The organism is Pseudomonas sp. P4_C3 (assembly GCF_056402075.1).
The window spans coordinates 1-20,805 of record NZ_JBFUIC010000134.1 but is presented as its reverse complement, the minus strand read 5'-3'; the positions used below and the strand labels follow the sequence as shown (position 1 = coordinate 20,805).

General features: G+C 61.5%; 14 protein-coding genes, 2 pseudogenes and 2 riboswitches. Of the genes and pseudogenes, 9 read left to right on the top strand and 7 right to left on the bottom strand.

Annotation, left to right across the window (positions count from 1 at the left end; genetic code table 11):
* The 5 genes and pseudogenes from AC1DVH_RS19470 to AC1DVH_RS19450 all read left to right on the top strand — a co-directional run.
* Positions 1 to 623: UDP-N-acetyl glucosamine 2-epimerase (locus AC1DVH_RS19470; protein WP_477755180.1), on the top strand; the 623-nt coding region annotated here is incomplete at its 5' end.
* Positions 620 to 2,794 carry a cyclic di-3',5'-guanylate-activated glycosyltransferase NfrB gene (gene nfrB, locus AC1DVH_RS19465; RefSeq protein ID WP_477755179.1) on the top strand — a complete coding sequence of 725 codons (2,175 nt, stop codon included), beginning with the start codon at positions 620 to 622 and terminating at the stop codon, positions 2,792 to 2,794. The genes AC1DVH_RS19470 and nfrB, both read left to right, overlap by 4 nt.
* On the top strand, positions 2,791 to 5,955 hold the full coding sequence (locus tag AC1DVH_RS19460; RefSeq protein WP_477755178.1) for an NfrA family protein: 3,165 nt from the start codon (positions 2,791 to 2,793) through the stop codon (positions 5,953 to 5,955). Before nfrB ends, AC1DVH_RS19460 begins: the two co-directional genes overlap by 4 nt.
* Positions 5,955 to 6,833 carry a DUF4434 family protein gene (locus tag AC1DVH_RS19455; protein ID WP_477755177.1) on the top strand — a complete coding sequence of 293 codons (879 nt, stop codon included), beginning with the start codon at positions 5,955 to 5,957 and terminating at the stop codon, positions 6,831 to 6,833. The genes AC1DVH_RS19460 and AC1DVH_RS19455 overlap by 1 nt, the downstream gene beginning before the upstream one ends.
* A 186-nt stretch (positions 6,834 to 7,019) precedes the next feature.
* Positions 7,020 to 7,372, top strand: a pseudogene (locus AC1DVH_RS19450) (HisA/HisF-related TIM barrel protein); the annotation flags it as partial.
* Between the two features lie 7 nt (positions 7,373 to 7,379).
* On the opposite strand, the gene AC1DVH_RS19445 reads toward AC1DVH_RS19450, so the two are convergent.
* From AC1DVH_RS19445 to cobW, 5 genes and pseudogenes are all read right to left on the bottom strand, one after another.
* Positions 7,380 to 9,026 (bottom strand): phospholipase D-like domain-containing protein, encoded by a 1,647-nt coding sequence (locus tag AC1DVH_RS19445; protein ID WP_477755176.1) that lies wholly within the window; start codon positions 9,024 to 9,026, stop codon positions 7,380 to 7,382.
* A gap of 193 nt (positions 9,027 to 9,219) precedes the next feature.
* Positions 9,220 to 9,765, bottom strand: a complete 546-nt coding sequence (locus AC1DVH_RS19440) for a vWA domain-containing protein (RefSeq protein ID WP_477755175.1) — start codon at positions 9,763 to 9,765, stop codon at positions 9,220 to 9,222.
* Between the two features lie 119 nt (positions 9,766 to 9,884).
* A complete protein-coding gene (locus tag AC1DVH_RS19435) occupies positions 9,885 to 10,892 on the bottom strand; it encodes a magnesium chelatase ATPase subunit I (RefSeq protein ID WP_477755174.1) in 1,008 nt (335 codons plus the stop codon).
* Between the two features lie 158 nt (positions 10,893 to 11,050).
* A pseudogene (gene cobN, locus AC1DVH_RS19430) lies at positions 11,051 to 14,691 on the bottom strand (cobaltochelatase subunit CobN).
* Between the two features lie 3 nt (positions 14,692 to 14,694).
* Positions 14,695 to 15,765 carry a cobalamin biosynthesis protein CobW gene (gene cobW, locus AC1DVH_RS19425; RefSeq protein ID WP_477755173.1) on the bottom strand — a complete coding sequence of 357 codons (1,071 nt, stop codon included), beginning with the start codon at positions 15,763 to 15,765 and terminating at the stop codon, positions 14,695 to 14,697.
* Positions 15,766 to 15,868: 103 nt separating this feature from the next.
* A riboswitch (cobalamin riboswitch) is annotated at positions 15,869 to 16,081 on the bottom strand.
* 219 nt (positions 16,082 to 16,300) lie between these two features.
* Positions 16,301 to 16,525: riboswitch (cobalamin riboswitch) on the top strand.
* A 121-nt stretch (positions 16,526 to 16,646) separates the two neighbouring features.
* Here cobW and AC1DVH_RS19420 point away from each other — a divergent pair.
* The 4 genes from AC1DVH_RS19420 to cobM all read left to right on the top strand — a co-directional run bounded on the left by AC1DVH_RS19420 (position 16,647) and on the right by cobM (position 18,799).
* Positions 16,647 to 16,838 (top strand): CbtB domain-containing protein, encoded by a 192-nt coding sequence (locus AC1DVH_RS19420; RefSeq protein WP_150755732.1) that lies wholly within the window; start codon positions 16,647 to 16,649, stop codon positions 16,836 to 16,838.
* Positions 16,839 to 16,849: 11 nt separating this feature from the next.
* Entirely contained in the window at positions 16,850 to 17,557 is a 708-nt protein-coding gene (locus tag AC1DVH_RS19415) for a CbtA family protein (protein ID WP_477755172.1), read from the top strand.
* Complete coding sequence (locus AC1DVH_RS19410; RefSeq protein WP_223460948.1) at positions 17,554 to 17,967, top strand: cobalamin biosynthesis protein; 414 nt, start codon at positions 17,554 to 17,556, stop codon at positions 17,965 to 17,967. Before AC1DVH_RS19415 ends, AC1DVH_RS19410 begins: the two co-directional genes overlap by 4 nt.
* An 85-nt stretch (positions 17,968 to 18,052) precedes the next feature.
* Positions 18,053 to 18,799, top strand: a complete 747-nt coding sequence (gene cobM, locus AC1DVH_RS19405; RefSeq protein ID WP_477755171.1) for a precorrin-4 C(11)-methyltransferase — start codon at positions 18,053 to 18,055, stop codon at positions 18,797 to 18,799.
* 157 nt (positions 18,800 to 18,956) lie between these two features.
* Here the strand turns inward: cobM and nfuA are convergent, their stop codons facing one another.
* Positions 18,957 to 19,541: a Fe-S biogenesis protein NfuA gene (gene nfuA / locus AC1DVH_RS19400; RefSeq protein WP_007912592.1), complete on the bottom strand. Its 585-nt coding sequence runs from the start codon at positions 19,539 to 19,541 to the stop codon at positions 18,957 to 18,959.
* Between the two features lie 218 nt (positions 19,542 to 19,759).
* On the bottom strand, positions 19,760 to 20,805 hold a 1,046-nt coding region (locus AC1DVH_RS19395), incomplete at its 5' end, for a fatty acid cis/trans isomerase (RefSeq protein ID WP_477755170.1).

The window sequence follows — 20,805 nt, the reverse complement described above, 5'->3', positions numbered from 1 at the left end:
ATGCGTTGGTATGGATGCGCAATCACCAACAGGAAACCCACTGGCACCCGGCCGCCGACTCGCCGCTGGCCATGCTCGACGACAACAGGCGCATGGTGCTGATCACCGGGCATCGCCGGGAGAACTTCGGCGGCGGCTTTCGCAACATCTGCCTGGCCCTGGCTACCCTCRCCGAACGTTATCCCGATGTGCAATTCGTCTACCCGGTGCACCTCAATCCGCAGGTGCAAAAGGTGGTCTACAGCGTTCTCTCGGACAAACCCAATATCTATCTGGTAGCGCCGCAGGATTACCAGCATTTCGTCTGGCTGATGGGCCGCGCGCATTTCATTCTCACCGATTCCGGTGGCATCCAGGAGGAAGCCCCCGCCATTGGCAAACCGTTGTTGGTGCTGCGTGATGTCACGGAGCGGCCATTGGCGCTCGAAGGCGGAACGGTGGTGCTGGTGGGCACCGACACCGATCGTATCGTCAAGGAATCGAGCCTGTTGTTCGATGATGACGCCACCTTCCAGCGCATGAGCCGGGCCCATAGTCCTTATGGCGACGGACACGCCAGCGAACGCATCGCCAATCGCCTCGGCATCTGGTTGAAACACCGGGCGGCGGGTAGAGCCGTATGAGCCTGGCTTTTGTCGACTTCTTTGCCTATGCGTTGTTCGCACTCAAATACCTCGCGATTACCCTGGCCCTGCTGATGTTCATACTCGGGCTCGATGACCTGTTCATCGACCTGGTGTACTGGACCCGCAAACTGATCCGGCGCTGGCGGATCTATGAAAAATTCAAGCGCGCCGATGAGCAACGGCTGTACTCCATCGGCGAAAAACCCCTGGCGATCATGGTGCCGGCGTGGAACGAGGTCGGCGTGGTCGGCGAAATGGCGCGCCTGGCCGCCTCGACCATCGACTACGAGAACTATCAGATTTTCGTCGGCACCTACCCCAACGACGCCGAGACCCAGGCCGACGTCGATGCGGTGTGCCTGCACTATCCCAACGTGCACAAAGTGGTGTGCGCGCGCCCCGGCCCCACCAGCAAGGCCGACTGCCTGAACAATGTGATCGACGCGATCCTGCGGTTTGAAAACGATGCAAAAATCCAGTTCGCCGGCTTCATCCTGCACGATGCCGAGGACGTGATTTCGCCCATGGAGTTGCGCCTGTTCAACTACCTGCTGCCGGCCAAGGACCTGATCCAGATTCCGGTCTACCCCTACGCACCGGAATGGAAAGGCTTCACCGCCGGGCACTATGTCGACGAGTTCGCCGAGAACCATGGCAAGGATGTCATCGTGCGCGAGGCGTTGACCGGGCAAGTGCCCAGCGCCGGGGTCGGCACTTGCTTCAGCCGCAAGGCCATCAGTGCCCTGCTCGAGGACGGTGATGGCATTGCGTTCGACGTGCAGAGCCTCACCGAGGACTACGACATCGGTTTTCGCCTCAAGCAAAAAGGCATGAAGTGCATCTTCGCCCGCTACTCGGTGACCGACCCGAAACTGGCGCTTGAACAGCCTTGGGTGTTCGGGATGGACCGTGCGTTTTCCCAGGTGATCTGCGTGCGCGAGCACTTCCCCAGGGATTTGCGGCACGCGATCCGCCAGAAGTCACGATGGATCGTCGGCATAGTGTTCCAGGGCACCAAGAATCTGGGCTGGAGCTCCAAGGGCCTGCTCAATTATTTTCTGTGGCGCGACCGCCGTGGCCTGATTGCGTACCTGTTGAGCTTCCTGGTGAACATTCTGCTTCTGGTGTTGCTGGCGATGTGGCTGGTCACCGTGATCACGCCGAATGCCTGGCGGTACCCGTCGTTCCTCTCCGACAGCACGTTGTTGGCGACCCTGCTGTGGCTCAACGGCTTCATGCTGCTCAATCGGCTGTTTCAGCGCGGTTGGTTTGTCACCCGTTATTACGGTCTGGGCGAAGGGCTGCTGTCAGCCCCCCGAATGATGTGGAGCAATTTCGTCAATTTCTTCGCCAACCTTCGGGCGCTACGCCAGGTGATGCAAATGGGCGATTCACGTCGCGTCGCCTGGGACAAGACCACTCATGAATTTCCGGCCCTGGCCGAGGCCCAGCGCACACCGCTGGGCCATCGACTGGTGGAAAAAGGCCTGCTCACTGAAGATCAACTCGAGGCAGCGATCACCAACCCGGTACGCCGGCGCCTGGGTCAAGAACTGCTGCTGCGCGGACACATCGACACTACGCAACTGGTGCAGACCCTGGCCGAACAGCTGGACCTGGAATGGGCGCCACTCAATCCGTTCAAACTCGACAAGCGCCTGATCGATGCGGTGCCGCGCAAAATCGCCACACACTATGGCGTGCTGCCGGTCGCCGAGGAAAACGGAACCTTGGTGCTGGCTTCCGAAGGTCCGGTGAGCCAGGTGTCTATGGGAGCCATCAGCCGTCAACTGAAACGCCCGGTGCGTTGCCGCCTTGCACCACAAGGTCGGGTTACACTGGGAATCCGCTACTGGTACGCCAGCCCTCGTCAAAGCGAGGAAGTACATCAGATGCTTGAGGTGCTTGAGCAACATCAGGACGACGAAGACCTGATCGAGCGCGTCAGCCATCACCAGGTGTTGCTGGGCAATCTGTTGCAAGTACGCGGCATGGTGCCGCCAACCCTGTTCAATCAGGCGCTGATCGATTTCGATGCGGAAAAAATGTCTCTAGGTGAACACTTGATTGAACGCGGCATGATCACCCAGGAAATCCTCGAACAGGCCCTGTCCGATCAGACGAGCGAGCAGCACGCTGCCTACTGCATCGCCCGGGAGGTCGTATGAAGCCCGTCCATCGTCAAACCTTGATGGCCGGTAGCCTGTTGCTCTGCCTGAACACGACAGCGTGGGTGCAAGCCGAACCGTTGACCGATTTCGATCAGTTCCGCAGTTACCCCTATATGGACCGAAGTTACCGCGAAGCGAAAAACGGCAACTGGAAGGAAGTCGAACGGCTGATGCGCCACTTGCTGAGCAAAGTGCCAGAAAACGATGAAGCGCGGGCGTTACTGGTGCAATCGCTGGTCAAGCAGCAACGCTACGAAGACGCCGTGCAAGCGCTACCGGATACTCCGGCCAACAGCGACACTCTGCTCAACTTGCGCCTGGCCTGGATCGAACAGGACCCACCGGACAGAAAACAGGTGGAGCAGTGGATAGGCTCCAGCAATCTGGACCAGCGCGTGCGCCTGTGGCAGGCCTACAGCGCGAGCCTGGCCAAGCGCGGCAGTGCAGCCTCGGCCCATGACTGGCTGGCGCAACTGCCGCCCAAGGGTGATGAGCGAGCGCTGCAACTGGCCCGGGCCAATTGGTCCGAGCAATTGCGCGATTGGGATGGCACCGTCAAGGAACTGGCGCCTCTGGCCGCGAACCAACAACTCGATGCCCAAGGCTGGCAACGCCTGGCCAACGCCTACGTGCAACGCCTTGACGAGCAACCCTTGCAGCAATTGCTGCAAACAGCGCCAAGCCCGGAAGCCGCGCGCAAGACTCGACTGGCCATGGTCGACCGGGCGATCGCCATGGGCCACGTCCAGCAGGCAGAGCGCTGGATGCAATCGCTGCCGCCTGCCGATCTTGCCGATCCGGCGCAGCGCCAGCGCCTGTGGGAACTGGCGCGGCAAACCGGCGACAGTGCCACGGTGCAACGCTTGAGTGGTGAGTTGCAGCGGCCCTGCCTGGAAACCGCCGACTGGCTGTCGCGGCATGATCCGCAAGCTGCGCTGACTCAGTTGAAAAGTTGCCAACCCGAAGAAAATCCGCAGGCCTGGCTGATCCTCGCCCAGCGTCTGCAAGCCACCGAACTGCTGCAAACAACACGCCTGCCGGAACCCTGGGACTCGCGACGCCGCGAACGCCTGCTGGATGTCTGGCAGGATGAGGGCCGCAGCGACAAAGTCATGGCCTACCTCGCCAGCCAACCGCAGACCGCCGACGTGGTCAAACGCCGCGCCGAACTGCTCCAGGCATCGGGTCGCAACAGCGAAGCGGCGGTCTTCTGGGAGCGGTATTACCAGCAGACCGGCAATCTCGATTCGCTGAATCAGGCTACCTACCTGGCGCTGAATGCCGGCCAACGGGAACATGCGCAACAGCTGCTCGAGAACGCCTACGACCGCCACGGCGGCAATCTGCCGACGCCCTTGCTACAACGGTTGGCAGGGTTGTATGCCGCGTCGACACCGACCGCGGCACAACAGCAACGCATCGTTTCGCTGCTCAACCGCGTCGACCCCGCCACTCGAGGGCAACTGCTGGCGCAATTGGCGGAAAACGGCCAGTGCAGCGCGGTTCAACAGGTCATTGGCGATCACCCGCAAGCCGCAGGCGATTACCGCGCCCTCGGCCGCTGCGCAATGCCTGAGCGCCCCGGCGAAGCAGTGGTGTATTACCAGACCGCCGAAAAAATGGGTAACCGAAACAGTCGCTTGCCACTGGCTTACGCCCTGGAAGCTGCCGGAGATTCGGCGGGTGCCCTGGCCATCTGGCGCAGCATTCCGGACGCCGAACTCAGCGACAATGCCCGTCTCACTGCCAGCCGTGGTGCCCTGAATATCGGCGACACGCAAACGGCCGAACACTACTGGCAACAAAGCCGCACCCGTGGCGCCAATGATTGGGCATTGGGCGCGGCGATTGCCGATGCCCGGGGCGATCACACGCTCGCGCTGCAGCGCCAGCGTTCCGCCCTGCAACTTGCACCGGATGCCGAGCACTTCTACGCCGCCTCCGTCACCGCGCAAAAGGCCGGCGACCTGCCACAAAGTACCGAGTGGCTGGCCGAGGCCATGCGCCGGGATCCGGCCAATCCCCGTTATCGCGCCGACTACGGCGTGCGCCTGGCCGGTGCCGAGACCAAGGCAGAACGCGCCCGCGCCATCCCGTATCTGCAACGCGCCACCCAGGACTTCCCGGAAGACTATCGCCTCGGCGAAACCCTGGCCTGGCGTTATGACGAGGTCGAAGACAGCGCCTCGGCGCGCAAGGAACTGCGCCGGGTGATCGACCTGGAACAGAACCCGGTGACCGCCGATGACGAGGAAGGCAGCATGCAAGCGCGTCGCTATCGCCAGCGTCGCGCCCACGAAAGCCTGTCCCGTCGCGACTCAGTCACCATCGCCAGCACATGGTCGCCGGCCGGGATATCGACCAACGACTTCGTACGCCCTGACCAGAGCACCGGCACGCAGCGACGCTCCAGCTCGCAGAACGTACAACTGGCCATGTGGGACCACGCATTGGGCGATGAACCCAGCCGCGCCGGCAGCACGCTGTCGGTCTATGGCCGCGTGCTGCTTGGCGGCGTGGGCCGTTCGAGCTATGCCGAATCCCTCGGCACCGGCGTCGGCCTGCGCTACAAGCCCTGGGGCACCGCCAACATCAACTTCTATGGCGAGCTCTACAAACAAAGCCAGTTCGATGACCAGGACAACCATGGCCTGAGCCTCGGCCAGATGCTGGTACCCGAAAAGCTGTCCGATCAGGTGGACGATCAACGTGACGATGGACACACCACCACTGACTACCTGTTGCGCGCCACGGCGTCGTTCCTTGATCAGGGTCGATTCCGCAACGATTGGCGAGTCGATGAAAGCGACTGGGAGGAGCGCTTCCTCTACCTTGACGCGGCGTGGTGGACCAAGGCCGGCGACCATCAATGGCTGTCGCGCTTCCAGCAAGGGCACACCTGGAAGCTGCCGTTCAACGGCGCGCAAACGATCATGCCGTACGGTTTCCTCGAGTTCGCCAGCCAGGACCCGAGCAACGACTGGCGCCAGGATCTGCGCACCGGTCTGGGCCTGCGTTGGCAATGGTGGTTCAACGATGACATTTACAACGCCTATCGCGCACACCTGACTGTACGCACCGAGTATCAACAAGCGTTGGGCGGCAATCTGTATGACGGCGGCAACGGCGTGCTACTGGGCGTGGAGTTGAATTTCTGATGAGGCGACTACTTCTGGTTTTGTGCCTGTTGCTGGGTGGTGTGGCGAGCCATGCCGACGAGCGGATTTTCTACCAGCCGCTCAATGCCGATGCCAACCTGAGCCAGGCGCAATGGCAGCGAATCTGGCAGGACACCGCCCGACAAGGCGCGCACACGGTGATCGTGCAGTGGACGGCCTACGGAGATTCGGACTTCGGCGGCGCCAACGGCTGGCTCGCCGGCAGCCTGAAACTGGCCCAGGCCCAAGGCTTGAAACTGGTGCTGGGGCTACGCATGGACCCGGCCTATTACCAACGCATCGATGAACTGGACAGTGCCGGACTGGCGACGTACTGGCAGGCGCAACTTGGGCAGTCGCTGACCCAGCAGCAGAAGCTGCGCAAAGACTGGAAACTCCCGGTCAGCGGCTGGTATTTGCCCATGGAACTGGATGACCTGCACTTCCTGCCGCTCAATCGCCGGCAAACCCTGCAACGCCAGCTCAAGGACTTTTCCGGCAAACTCGACGCACCGCTGCACATCAGCGTGTTCAGCGTCGGCAAGCTCGCGCCACAGGTGAATGGCCAGTGGCTGGGTGAATTGGCGAACACCGGGATTCAGGTGTGGTGGCAAGACGGTGCAGGCACAGAGCGCTTGCCACTGTTGGTTCGCAACGGCTACGCCAATGCACTGCCCTGCTCCATTGGTATCGTCAGGGAAGCGTTCCGGCAAGTCAGCGCTGCCGGGCAACCCTTCCGCGCCGAACCGATGCCCCCGCAATCAACCTCGCCGCGCTGCCACCCGACGTCGGTTTTCTCCCTGCGCTACCGACCGTGGGGTAAAGCGATTCTCGACAACCAGCACAACAACAAGGTCGGCGATGTACAAAACCAATGAAGATGAAGTGCTGAAAAAATTGGCGCCGGATGGGCTTAAAGCATGAATTTGATCGGCTACACACATTTTGCATATTGATCTAGATCGCCAGTATTGCGGTCTGGATTGCTCCCGTGTCCCGACCTGACCTGGTGCTTGAATGACGTCATAACCCGTTCGGCATTTTCATCGCAGGTCATGCCTTCGGCGCGGATGCCGGTGATGGTGACGGGCGGGATCCGGCGTTTGGCAATCGTCGAACAGGTCCTCGAAGCGGCATCGCCATGACCGGAATCGGCACCGCACTGGCCGTGGAGCCGCACTTGGTCAAGCATTGGCGCGAAGGCCAGAACAGCCATCCGCAACTGCCGCCGATCCGCTGGAAGCGCAAGCCCCTGGCGGCGCTGGCGAACATGGCGGTGGTCAAGTTCCAGCTGCATCGCTTGAGTCGTGGGCGCAAAACCCGACCCAAGGTTTCGGCGTTGTTGGCGTTGATTCTGGATCAGTTGTACATCGCCAGGCGGACCCGGCAGTATCGGCAGGCCATGAACGCGGACTGATGGATCGCTATTGGCCGGTAAACCGCAGTCGCGACAACATCCGTAGATCCCCCGCGCGGTAATAGTGATCAGTCCAGCTGTTATCCGTCGCCAACGGCTGGACCTGCTTGAGCGCAAGTTTTTTCGCGAAATAGCGAAAGCGGTAATGCTCGTAGAACCGCAGCAACTCCAGGCCATAACGGTCTGCCAGATCGGTATCGCCGCGAATGATCAGATAGTTTTCGTCATTGCCGTTGCTGGCTGCGTCGCTGAGGTTGTGGCTACCGCTTATGATCGTCGGCGCATCACTGGTGAAGTCAGTGACGATGGCTTTGGTGTGCACCAGGATATTGCCCTTCTGACCCTCCCTGCTTTCCTTGAGCCAGCCTTCCAGCCCTTTGTCGAGCAGGGCAACGGTGGTGAATTCAGCGGTGCGGTCGGCGTGAAACCCGGTGATTTCGCTGGCGGTGTTTTGCAGGCCATAGCGCAGGATGTCGTCATGGGGCAAGCCGAGCAAGGCGTTGAGGATGGCGTCGGGCAAGGCGAACGCAGTGACGAACAGCACGTCCTTTTTCGCGGCATTGATGATCGAGACGAACTCATCCAGGTCACCCCCGCCCGAGCGCGGCGAGAACCCGGCGAAAAGTGCCTGCGTCGGATCCATCGGGTTGTGCTGCGTGATCCATTGCCGCGTGGCGCCGACATCTGCCGGCGTGCTCCAGACCTGCTCGAAGGTTTGCAGATAACGGGTACTGAGCCGCGTATCGTCCAGCACATGCACCACGTTGGCCTGACGGTAAACGCCGTTGGGGGTGAAGTTGGTACTGCCGCAGAGTACCGCTTCGGGCTGATACTGCCCCGCTGCGTCGAGCCGACTCAAGACCATGAACTTGTTGTGAAAGATATTGTGGGTGACCCGCCCGCGTTTGTTCGCCTGGGGGATATTTTTCAGGCTGACCTCGTTCAAGACGGTAGTGTCGTCGCCCGGTTGCGCGTGATAAAGGACGCGAACTTTCACGCCGCGTTCCAGCGCAGCCTCCACTGCGTCGACTATCACCTGTAACTGGTACTCATAGATGGCGATATCCAGCGCCCACTGGCCATCGACAGCACGCGCGATAAACCCCAACAAGCGCCCGAGCAAACCGTTCTCCAACCATCTACGCGGGGCATCGGGCCAGGCTTCGATGGGCAGCTTGTTCTTTTTGCCAATGAGTGCATCGAGATCGGGAAACTTGCGCTCGAACGCCTGACTGGCGGCTACTGCGCGGTTGAAATTGACACTTTGGTTGCCGGGATGGCCATCGTCGGAGGTGACCGTTACCTCCAGGCACTCACCCAGTTGTGGCGCATTGTGGCTGCCGTAGACCAGGTAGACCCGATAATGGATCGTCATCCCCGGATTGACCGCGTAATCGGCCCAGCGGAATTTCTGTAACGGTGCGATATCACTGGGCGTGGCGTGCAACTGGGGGAAGGTATGGTCCTTGTCCGGGAACGTCAGGCTATTGAACAGAAACATCCAGGGTTTGCTGCCCTGCTGTTTTTCAATGGCAAAACCCAACAGGCCAATGCGACGGGATTCGGCCAGGTCCATGGCCAACAGCACGCCATTGGTGCCGGCGTAAGCCTTGACGCGAAAATCGCCCTGTTCATTGACGGCCAGGATACGCATGGTTCACTCCTGTGATGGATTTGCCCGGTGAGCATAGATCGTCGATGAATTTTTACCCTGACGACCCGAAACCGGATTGATGCCGTCGCGAGCAAGTCGGATCGCCGCACCGCCGCTCCCACACCGGATCTTTGCCAGATCTGATGTGGGAGCAACTTTGCTCGCGAAGAGGCCAGCACAGACAGCGCAATGTTCAGCCTGGAGGCAGATCGTCCATATGTCGATAATCCGATTGCAGCTGCGCAGCCAATACTTTGCTGCGCCCAAGACGAATCGGCCCGCGTTCGATGTCGATCACCAGCCCTGGGCATTCGATTGCCGGCAGCATGGACCAGTCCTTCAGCCGCCCATCGGTCACCAATAAAAGTCTTTGCTGTTCCGCCGGAAAGCGTTTTTGCCGCGCGGTCAGCCAGTGCCTCGCCTCACCCAGCGCCGCCAGCAACGGCGTTCCGCCGCCTGCGCCGAGCCCATCGAGCCAATGGCGCAAACCGTTGGAAGCCTTCAACCCTTGCACCTGCCACTTGGGCACCGAGCCGCTGGCGGTCAGCAACGCCAGGCGCGCACGTTGGCGGTAGGCATCATCGAACAGCTGCGCCAGCAAGCCTTTGGCATCACTCAACGCCTGATGACGGCGGGTCGAAGCCGACGCATCGACAATCACCAGCCACAATTCTTGGGGCGAACGGGTGCGCAGTTGATACAACAGATCAGCACGCTGACGGGGCCGACCATTAAGCAAGGTGCCGGGCCAGTTGACCGAACCGCTACGTGCTGCATGACGCTTGCCTTGTTTGCCGTGGTCCAGCCGCCCGGCCCGGGGTCTGGCATTCGCCCCCGCGTCGCAGCGAGGGCGAATGCCTAGGGCTTTTTTGGCCAGCTCGGCACTTCACGTCGTGCGCCGACCGCGAGCGCCTGGGCAGGCAACTCGCCCCACTGGCCCTGCCCTTCGCTTGGGTTGGCGTGCTGCGGCGCCGATTGTTGCGTCGCCTGGGATGGCTGAGGCGCCGGAGCTGAATGCTCGCGACGACGATGGCGCAAGGCGAACTCGGCGACTGCGTCGATATCTTCCTCGGCGATGGCGTTCGCCCCGCGCCAGGCGGCATGAGCCCGTGCGGCACGCAGCCAGACCAGATCGGCGCGCAATCCATCGACCCCGGCAGCAAAGCAACGCTCGGTAATCTGTGCCAGCGCCTGGTCGTCGAGGGGAATGCTAGCCAGTGCATTGCGTGCGTTCCGGCAACGCTCGCGCAGAGACGCCTGCGCCGATTCCCATTCGGCGCAGAAACCTTGCGGATCACTGTCGAAATCCAGGCGACGGCGGATGATCTGCCCGCGCTCGGTCGGCGCAGTGTGACCACCGAGGGCGACATTCAAGCCGAAACGGTCAAGCAGTTGCGGACGCAGTTCACCCTCTTCCGGGTTCATGGTGCCAATCAGCACGAACTTCGCCGAGTGCCGATGGGAAATGCCGTCACGCTCCACCAGATTGGTGCCGCTGGCGGCCACATCGAGCAGCAGGTCAACGAGGTGATCGGGCAACAGATTGACCTCGTCGACATAGAGCACGCCACCGTCAGCCTTGGCCAGTACGCCGGGGGAAAACTGTGCGCGCCCCTCGCCCAGCGCCGCATCGAGATCGAGGGTGCCGACCAGGCGTTCCTCGGTGGCGCCCAATGGCAAGGTGACGAACTGACCGCTGGCCAGCAGGTCCGCCAGACCCCGGGCCAGGGTCGACTTGGCCATGCCCCGCGGGCCTTCGATCAGCACACCACCGATTTTCGGGTCGATGGCGGTCAGGTACAGGGCCAGCTTCAATTCGTCGGCGCCGACCACGGCGGAGAGCGGGAAATGCGGGGTGTCGGTCATTGTTTTATCTCAGTCATGGTCGGGGGTAGAAACACCAATACCTGTGGGAGCGAGCTTGCTCGCGATGGCATTTGTTCAGTCGAAAAAGATGTTGCCTGATAGACCGCTATCGTCGGAACGCCGCCCGGAGCAAGCTCGCTCCCACAGGTTTAAGCGCATCAGCTGTCTTCTTCTATATCCAGCAACAGACTCTCCAGTGCCTCGCGGTACTCGCCCGGCTCCTTCCACAGCCCGCGCTGTTGCGCCTCGAGCATGCGCTCGGTCATGTCGCGCAAGGCGTGGGGATTGTGTTCGCGGACAAAATCCCGGGTGTCCGGATCGAGCAAATAGGCATCGGCCAGCAACGCGTACTGGTGATCGTCGATCAACTGCGTGGTGGCATCGAAGGCGAACAGGTTGTCGACTGTCGCGGCCATTTCGAACGCACCTTTGTAGCCGTGACGCTTAACGCCTTCGAGCCACTTCGGATTGGCCGCACGGGAACGGATCACCCGGTTCAGCTCTTCCTTCAAGGTGCGAATCTTCGGCAGGTCCGGCTGGCTGTGGTCGCCATGATAGCTGGCTGCGGCCTCGCCCTTCAGGCTTTCCACCGCCGCGAGCATACCGCCCTGGAACTGGTAGTAATCGTTGGAGTCGAGCAAGTCGTGCTCGCGGTTATCCTGGTTTTGCAGCACCGCCTGTACCTGGCTCAAGCGCTGGCTGAACTGTTCGCGGGCGGCGGTGCCCTCGTCGGAACCGCCGTAAGCGTAGCCGCCCCAGTTGAGGTAAACCTCGGCCAGGTCCTCGCGGGTTTGCCACAGACGACCGTCGATGGCGCCCTGCACACCCGCGCCGTAGGCACCGGGTTTGGCCCCGAAAATCCGCCAGCCGGCCTGACGTCGCGCAGCGTCTTCATCGAGCCCCGATTGCAGCAAGGCTACACGCTCGGCGCGTACCTTGGCCGCCAACGGATTGAGGTCGTCCGGCTCATCGAGGTCAGCGACCGCTTGCACCGCCGCGTCGAACAAGCGAATCAGATTGGCAAAGGCATCACGGAAGAAACCGGACACACGCAAGGTCACGTCCACCCTCGGACGATCGAGCAAACTCAGCGGCAGAATCTCGAAATCATCGACCCGCTGGCTGCCGGTCGCCCAGACTGGACGCACGCCCATCAGCGCCATGGCCTGGGCGATGTCATCGCCGCCGGTGCGCATGGTCGCGGTGCCCCACACCGACAGACCGAGCTGGCGCAAATGATCGCCGTGGTCTTGCAGGTGGCGCTCGAGAATCAGGTTGGCCGACTGGAACCCGATGCGCCACGCCGTGGTGGTCGGCAGGTTGCGCACGTCCACCGAATAGAAGTTGCGCCCGGTGGAGTGTCAGTTGGCATCAATGTGGCTGACACTCCATCGCGAGCAGGCTCGCTCCCACAATGGTCAGCCAAAGCATCCGAGATCAGTTGGGTGGCGAACAGCTCGAGGCGTTCGCGGGTATCGCCCGCCGTACGCCAGGTCTCGTCGCTGATCAGCAAAAGCGGCTCGGGACGCGGTCCGGTCCACGGCTCGGCCAAGGCGCAATCGAGCGGATCGAACCCTAGTCCGAAGGCCTTGGCCAGTGCCCGCAGCAGACTCGACTGCGCACCGCGGCCATCGCCCCGTGGAATGCGCAACAACGCCAGCAAGGTATCGATACGCAAACGCCCGGTGGGCGATTCGCCGAACACATGCAGGCCATCGCGGATCTGCGACTCTTTCAAGTCGCACAGATAAGTGTCGAGTCGCGGCAACCAGATCGCTGCATCGGCATCGCTGTCGAGCTGCTCGTCCAGCTGCAGTTCACGGTCGATGTGGGTGTCGCGCACCAGTTGCAGGATGTCGCGCTGCAACTCGCGGGCGCGGCGCGGATCGAGCAACTGCGCTTCGTAATACTCGTCGGCCAACAGTTCGAGGTTACGCAGTGGGCCGTAGGTTTCGGCGCGGGTCAGCGGTGGCATCAAGTGATCGATGATCACCGCCTGGGTGCGCCGCTTGGCCTGGGCGCCCTCGCCCGGGTCATTGACGATGAACGGATAGATGTTCGGCAGCGGCCCGAGCAGTGCATCCGGCCAGCAATTTTCCGAGAGCCCCACGCCTTTGCCTGGCAGCCATTCGAGGTTGCCGTGCTTGCCGACGTGGATCACGCCGTGGGCGCCGTAGGTGTTGCGCAGCCAGAAGTAAAACGCCAGGTAACCGTGGGGCGGGACCAGGTCCGGGTCGTGATACACCGCGCTCGGGTCGACCTGATAACCCCGCGCCGGTTGAATGCCGACGAAGGTCAGGCCCAAGCGCAGGCCGGCGATCATCATCCGTCCGCTGCGGCACATCGGGTCGCTCTCCGGCGCGCCCCAACGTTCGAGCACCGCCGCGCGGTTGGCTTCGGGCAGTGCATTGAACATCGCCAGATAATCATCCATGCCCAGGCTTTGCTGGCACGGACGCAGGTCGAGGGTCTCGAGATCGTTGCTGACGCCACCCAGCAACTGCTGGATCAGCGCGGTGCCGCTGTCCGGCAACTCAACCGGTAATGGATAACCTTCGGCATGCAGCGCCCGCAGGATATTCAGCGCGGCGGCCGGGGTGTCGAGGCCGACGCCATTACCGATGCGACCGTCGCGGGTCGGGTAATTGGCAAGAATCAGGGCAATGCGTTTTTCTGCATTTGGCACCCGCGCCAGATCGACCCAGCGCCGCGCCAGTTCGGCAACGAAATCCATGCGTTCCGGTTGTGGCCGATAGCAGACCACATCCGACTGACTGCGCTCACTGCGCCACGCCAGGTCCTTGAAGCTGATCGGACGGCTGATGATACGCCCGTCCAGTTCCGGCAAGGCGATGTGCATCGCCAGGTCGCGAGGGCCAAGCCCTTGTTCACTGGCACGCCAACCCGGCTCGTTGTCCTGGGCGCAAATCGCCTGGATCACCGGAATATCGCGACGGAACGGCCGCAGGTGCGGCGCTTCGGGACTGGACTGGGCGAAACCGGTGGTGTTCAGGATCACCGAGACGCTGGCCTCGTCCAGCCAGTCCTCGACCATGGAAAGGCAAGCTGGCTCTTTAAGACTGGCCAGCGCAATCGGCAATGGATTCAACCCCGCCGCCTGTAAACGCTGGCAAAAAACATCAATGAAAGCGGTGTTCGCCGCCTGCAAATGCGAGCGGTAAAACAGCACCGCCGCCACCGGTTGATCGGCGTGCCAGTCGGCTTGCCAGTCGCTCAGTGCGGCAGAATGTTGGTGCGGATGGTAAATCGCCGTGCGCGGCAGGGTTTGCGGCTCGMCCCAGGTGTAATCACGCGCCAGCCAGCGGTTGGCCAGACAGCGGAAGAAATCCAGGGCGTTACCCATGCCACCCTGACGCAGAAACTGCCAGAGCCGGTCGCGATCCTCGGCACCGACGGTGCTCAGGTCACTGAGCTCCGGGTCCGGACGATCATCGCCCGGCACCAGAATCACCTGCACGCCGCGCTGCGACAGTTCGACCAGGCGCTCGATGCCGTAACGCCAATAGGCGATGCCGCCGTGCAGTGAAATCAGGATCACCCTGGCGTGACGCAGCACTTCATCGACGTACAAATCGACCGAGGCATGGTTCTGCACCAGCATCGGGTTGGCCAGGCGCACGCTCGGGTAATCTTCGGGCAATTGCTGCGCCGCTTCGGCGAGCAGCGCCAGGCTGGAATCGCCGCTACACAGGACCACCAGCTCGGCAGGGGTTTGTCCAAGGTCGGCAATGTTGTCATCCGACACGAAACCGCCGGGTTGGGTCCTGAGCAGGTGCATGGCTTACACGCTGAGCGCGGCGCGCAATTGCGCTTCGAGCACGGCGGCGTCCAGTTCCTGGCCGATCAGCACCAGGCGGGTTACGCGTGCTTCTTCGGCGCCCCACTGGCGGTCGAAGTGCTTGTCGAAACGCGTGCCCACGCCCTGGATCAGCAGGCGCATCGGTTTGTTCGGGATCGCCGCAAAACCCTTGACCCGCAGGATGCCGTGCTGGACCACCAATTGGGTCAGCGCATCCAGCAGCAAGCTTTCGTCGGCTTGCGGCAGCTCGATGGAGATCGAATCGAAGGCGTCGTGATCGTGGTCGTCATGATCATCGTCACCATCGTGATGATGGTCGTGGTGGCTGTGACGACTGTCGATGTGTTCTTCGGAGCCGGCACCCAGGCCGATCAGCACGTCCAGTGGCAGGCGACCGCTGCTGGCTTCAATGATTTTCACCGCTGGCGGCAATTCCTCGGCGACTTCCAGGCGCACGCGGGCCAGGTCCGCCGGGTTGATCAGGTCGGCTTTGTTGAGAATCACCAGATCGGCGCTGGCCAGTTGGTCGGCGAACAGTTCGTGCAGCGGCGATTCGTGGTCCAGGTTCGGGTCGAGTTTGCGCTGGGCGTCGACCTGATCCGGGAAGGCGGCGAAGGTGCCGGCGGCCACGGCCGGGCTGTCGACCACGGTGATTACCGCATCCACCGTGCAGGCGCTGCGGATTTCCGGCCACTGGAAGGCTTGCACCAGCGGCTTGGGCAGGGCCAGGCCGGACGTTTCAATGAGGATATGGTCGAGATCGCCGCGACGGGCCACCAGTTCGCGCATCACCGGGAAGAATTCTTCCTGGACGGTGCAGCACAGGCAGCCGTTGGCCAGCTCATAGACACGGCCGTTGGCTTCTTCTTCGGTGCAACCGATGGAGCATTGCTTGAGGATTTCGCCATCAATACCCAACTCACCGAATTCGTTGACGATCACCGCGATGCGGCGACCCTGGGCGTTGTCGAGCATGTGCCGCAGCAGTGTGGTTTTACCCGAGCCGAGAAAGCCGGTGACGATGGTGACGGGGAGTTTGGCCAGTGTTTTCATCGGATGCCCTATGGCTAAGGTGGYGGGCATACGGGACGACGACCGGCAACGCGGGCGCGTGTGCCTGAAGAGTTCGCCACCGGATCACCCCGCCCGGTTGAAAGTGAGAATCTGTGACGAGGCAGGTCTCCTGGCTGACGGTGTGCCGGCCTTGAGCCTGGCATTCGCTGCGCCTTCCCGCCGGCCTCATGGATTGAGCCTGCAGTGGCGTGGCAACGAACATCACCGTTCACAGTTGCGGGGGCAGCCGCGGCATCGACCGCGTTCCCTTCTTAGCTTCGGCAAACGCCGAAGAACCTCGAAAGCGCAAGGCTACGCATGGTATTGGGGCGGGTCAATGTTCATGCTGAGTTCTCTAGTGCCTGAAATGACGCCATCGTCGGAACGCCGCCCGGAGCAAGCTCGCTCCCACAGGGGATCGAGTTCTGTCAGGAGCATGCGGTCAAATGTGGGAGCGAGCTTGCTCGCGATTGGGTCGACCCGGTTCCGAATTGAGAACCCTTGCCAATTGACGCCCAACCCCCGCCCATGCTCTCCTACGCACCTTGTTACGGGTGCCCTTCACAGGGTGAAACGGGAAACCGGTGAATCATGTGCTTTACTCTAAGGCCATGTCAGTCCGGTGCTGCCCCCGCAACGGTAAGCGAGCGAAGCGTCAGATCCACTGTGCCAATACGGCATGGGAAGGTGATGCTTTCAGGTTCAGGCCAAGCCTTTGCCCCTCGTGAGCCCGGAGACCGGCCCGCAACACAAAGTGACCAGTACGGTCACTGAACCAACAAACCCGCGGTGGGCGGGCGCTGTTTGAAACCTTGCGCGCCTGGTCGTGCGGTTTTTTGCATGCGCTCTTAATCCCCGCTGACAGACCAGAGGGAAACGCCATGTCGATCATCAGCAGCGCCGAACACACATCCGCGAGCACCACCTCAACCCTGACCCAACGTCTGACCGTCGCCGTCTGCGCGTCGATCCTTGGCGCCTGCCTTGTGTATTTTGCCGGTTTCTCGCACATCGAAGCCGTGCACAACGCCGCCCACGATACCCGTCACAGCTCCGCGTTCCCGTGCCATTGAGAGCTGTCGTCATGATCAAGCGTATTGCGCAAACCGCAGGTTTCACCGGGTTGCTGGCCGCCCTGTTGCTGACCCTGCTGCAAAGCTTCTGGGTCGCTCCGCTGATTTTGCAGGCCGAGACCTACGAAAAATCCGAGCCGGCCGCTGTTGAAATGCATGAACACGCCGACGGTGCGATGGCTGCCCACACTCACGATGCGCAAGCCTGGGAGCCGGAAGACGGCTGGCAGCGCGTGCTGTCGACCACCGGCGGCAACCTGGTGGTAGCGGTCGGTTTCGCCCTGATGCTCGCCGGCCTGTACACCTTGCGTGCGCCGACCAAAACCTCCCAGGGCCTGCTCTGGGGCCTGGCCGGTTATGCGACGTTCGTGCTCGCGCCGACGCTCGGCCTGCCACCTGAATTGCCCGGCACTGCCGCCGCCGATCTGGCACAACGGCAACTGTGGTGGATTGGCACCGCTGCTTCCACTGCCGTCGGTATCGCCCTGATCGTATTCAGCCGTCACTGGCTGATGAAAGTCCTCGGCGCAGCGATTCTCGCCGTCCCCCATGTGATTGGCGCGCCGCAACCGGAAGTGCATTCGATGCTCGCTCCGGAGGCACTGGAAGCCCAGTTCAAAATCGCTTCGCAATTGACCAACGTGGCGTTCTGGCTGGCCCTGGGCCTGATCAGCGCCTGGTTGTTCCGTCGCAAAAGCGATGGTCAATACCACGCATGACGGATATCAGCACAGCGCCGACCCTGGTGGTCGGCCTGGGCTGCCAGCGCGGCTGCCCCGTCAGCACGTTGCTGGCGCTGCTCGATCAGGCACTGGAGGCGCACCAGATTGCTCGTCATGAAATCAAGGCCCTGGCCAGCATCGACTCCAAGCGTGACGAACCTGCGCTAATCGAACTGGCCCAGCAGCTTGGCCTGGAATTGATGTATTTCAGCAGTGAACAACTGGCCGCTTATGAACCGCAACTCAGTCATCAATCGCAAATAGCGTTTGAACGCACCGGTTGCTACGGCGTGGCGGAAAGCGCCGCACTGGCCCTGGCGGAACAACTGGCCCAGGCCCCGGCAAAACTGCTGATTCCACGACAAAAATACGCCCAGGCAACCCTGGCATTGGCCGGCGCGGCATAAAAAACCCGATAATCCCCACCGTTGATCATGAACACTCTTCATCTGAAGCCCTGTTCAGCCCCTTTTTTCCCCACAGGAACCGACGATGACCGTCTACTTCATTGGCGCAGGTCCCGGCGACCCCGAACTGATTACCGTCAAGGGCCAGCGGCTGATTCGCAGTTGTCCGGTGATCATTTATGCCGGTTCCCTGGTACCGGCCGCCGTACTGGAAGGTCACTGTGCCGAACAGGTGGTCAACAGCGCCGAACTGCACCTGGAACAGATCATCGACCTGATCAGGACCGCCCACGCCAACGGTCAGGATGTTGCCCGGGTGCACTCCGGCGATCCGAGTCTTTATGGCGCCATTGGCGAGCAGATTCGCTATCTGCGCGAGTTGGGAATTGCGTTCGAAATCGTCCCAGGCGTGACGGCCACAGCCGCTTGCGCTGCGCTTTTGGGTGCGGAGCTGACGCTGCCGGACGTTTCGCAGAGCGTGATTCTGACGCGCTACGCCGACAAGACCACCATGCCACCCGGAGAGGAGTTCTCCAGCCTCGCGCAACACGGCGCGACCATGGCGATTCACTTGGGGGTCAATCACCTGGCGAAGATCGTTGAGGAACTGCTGCCCCATTACGGCGCCGATTGCCCGATTGCGGTGGTCCACCGCGCGAGCTGGCCGGATCAGGATTGGGTGATGGGAACACTCGAGGATATTGCCGGGAAGGTTGAAGCCAAGGGCTTTCGCCGTACGGCGTTGATTCTGGTGGGTCGGGTGCTGGGCAGCGACCACTTCAGCGAGTCATCGCTTTATCGCGCGGGGCATGCTCATTTGTATCGCCCGTAGGGCCCCATCGCGAGCAAGCTCGCTCCCACATTGAAATGCGGTCAACTGTGGGAGCGACGGTGCGGCGATCCGACTTGCTCGCGATGGCGTCAGTAAATTTCACCCATAAAAAAACGGCGCTCACGGGGCGCCGTTTTTTCAATCCGCAGCGAACACCTTAGTAATAGGCGTTTTCTTTCTGCGTGTGGTCGGTCACGTCGCGAACGCCTTTGAGCTCCGGGATGCGCTCGAGCAAAGTGCGCTCGATGCCTTCCTTCAGCGTCACGTCGGCCTGGCCGCAGCCCTGGCAACCACCGCCGAACTGCAGGACGGCGATGCCGTCTTCGACCACGTCGATCAGGCTGACCTGACCGCCATGGCTGGCCAGCCCCGGGTTGATCTCGGTTTGCAGGTAGTAGTTGATGCGCTCGTTGACCGGGCTGTCGGCATTGACCATCGGTACTTTGGCGTTTGGCGCCTTGATGGTCAGCTGGCCGCCCATGCGGTCGGTGGCGTAGTCGACAACCGCATCGTCCAGGAAGGCTTCGCTGAAGTGGTCGATGTACGCGGTGAAGCTTTTGAGCCCCAGCGCGGTGTCTTCGGGTTTTTCTTCGCCCGGCTTGCAGTAGGCAATGCAGGTTTCGGCGTACTGGGTGCCAGGCTGGGTGATGAAGACGCGGATGCCGATGCCCGGGGTGTTCTGCTTGGACAGCAGATCAGCCAGATAATCGTGGGCGGCGTCAGTGATGGTAATAGCGGTCATGGAAACTCCTCGCAGGCTTGGGCGCAGTTTACGCCAATCAACGCGCCGGACAAAGTCCTAGTATTTTTGTCGGGAAAGATTCCGACGATCCCCCTGGTTTTCTGTAGGAGCGAGCTTGCTCGCGATGGTCGCCAACGATAACGCGCACTCCCGGGTTTACGCGGAGCACTTGAGACCATCGCGAGCGAGCTCGCTCCTACAAGGGGATTTGTGGTGGTTCAGAGATTCTCGTAGCGGTTCATGTCCAGCACGCCCTCTTCCACCGGATCGGTTTCTTGGATGTAGCGGCTCAGGTCATGGAAATAAGCCCAGAATTGCGGATGACTGCGGCGTATTCCCCAACGTTCGACGATTTTCTCGAAGCTGTCGGTATCCTTGGCGCTTTCCATCGCATCCACAAACGCCGGCACTTGCCCGGCCGGGATGYTGAACATGAAGTTCGGATAGCTGCTGAGTACRCCCGGGAAAATCGTCAGAGTGTCGAGCCCYGGCTGATAGCGCAGCGATTCGCCRAGCAGGAATGCGACGTTGCTGTGGGCACGGTTGCGCAGCAGGCTATAGACCTCACGCTTGCCGCTACGGGTTTCGATGCGCAGCAGGGTCGCTTCCGGCAGTTGATCAATCACTTTCAACCCGGCCGCCGGACGCGAAGTCAGGCGGCTTAGCGTCTGTTCGGCACTTTGCAGGTCCGGATCAATGTTCGGCCGCGAGCAGTAGGCGCCGTCGCAGCGGTTGATCGGGTCGGGTCTGGCATTGAGATCGCCGTAACGGGCCAGCAACTGCATGGCAAAGTCGCGCTTGGGATCCTGCGGATTGAGATTCAAMGCAGTCGGCTTGTCATCGTCGATGGACTCGTAGTCCAGCCACATCTTGAATTTTCCACTGTTCTGATACCAGTCGTCGAGGTAGCCATCCCGGGAATCGGCAGGCATCAGGCGCAGGAAATTCTGCTCGGCACCGTTGCGGATCAGGTCGAAATACAGCCGCGTCTGGGCCTGGTGGGACACGTTGCCAAACACATCGAAGTTCACTGCCAGTTGATAGTAAGTACGCTCCAGCAGCGGATAGTCGAACAGCCAGATCGTTTGCGGCACGTCGCCGATCAGGCCTTTGGTCACCGAAGCACTGTCGAAATGGCGGAAGATGCTCAGCAGCGCATTGTCGTTGCCCGCCCACAGGGTCGACCAGCTTGGCGCCGGCAGGTCAGCGTAGCTGTCCCGACGCAAGGCTTCGTATTCATTACGTTTGTCGCGGTAGTCGTGCC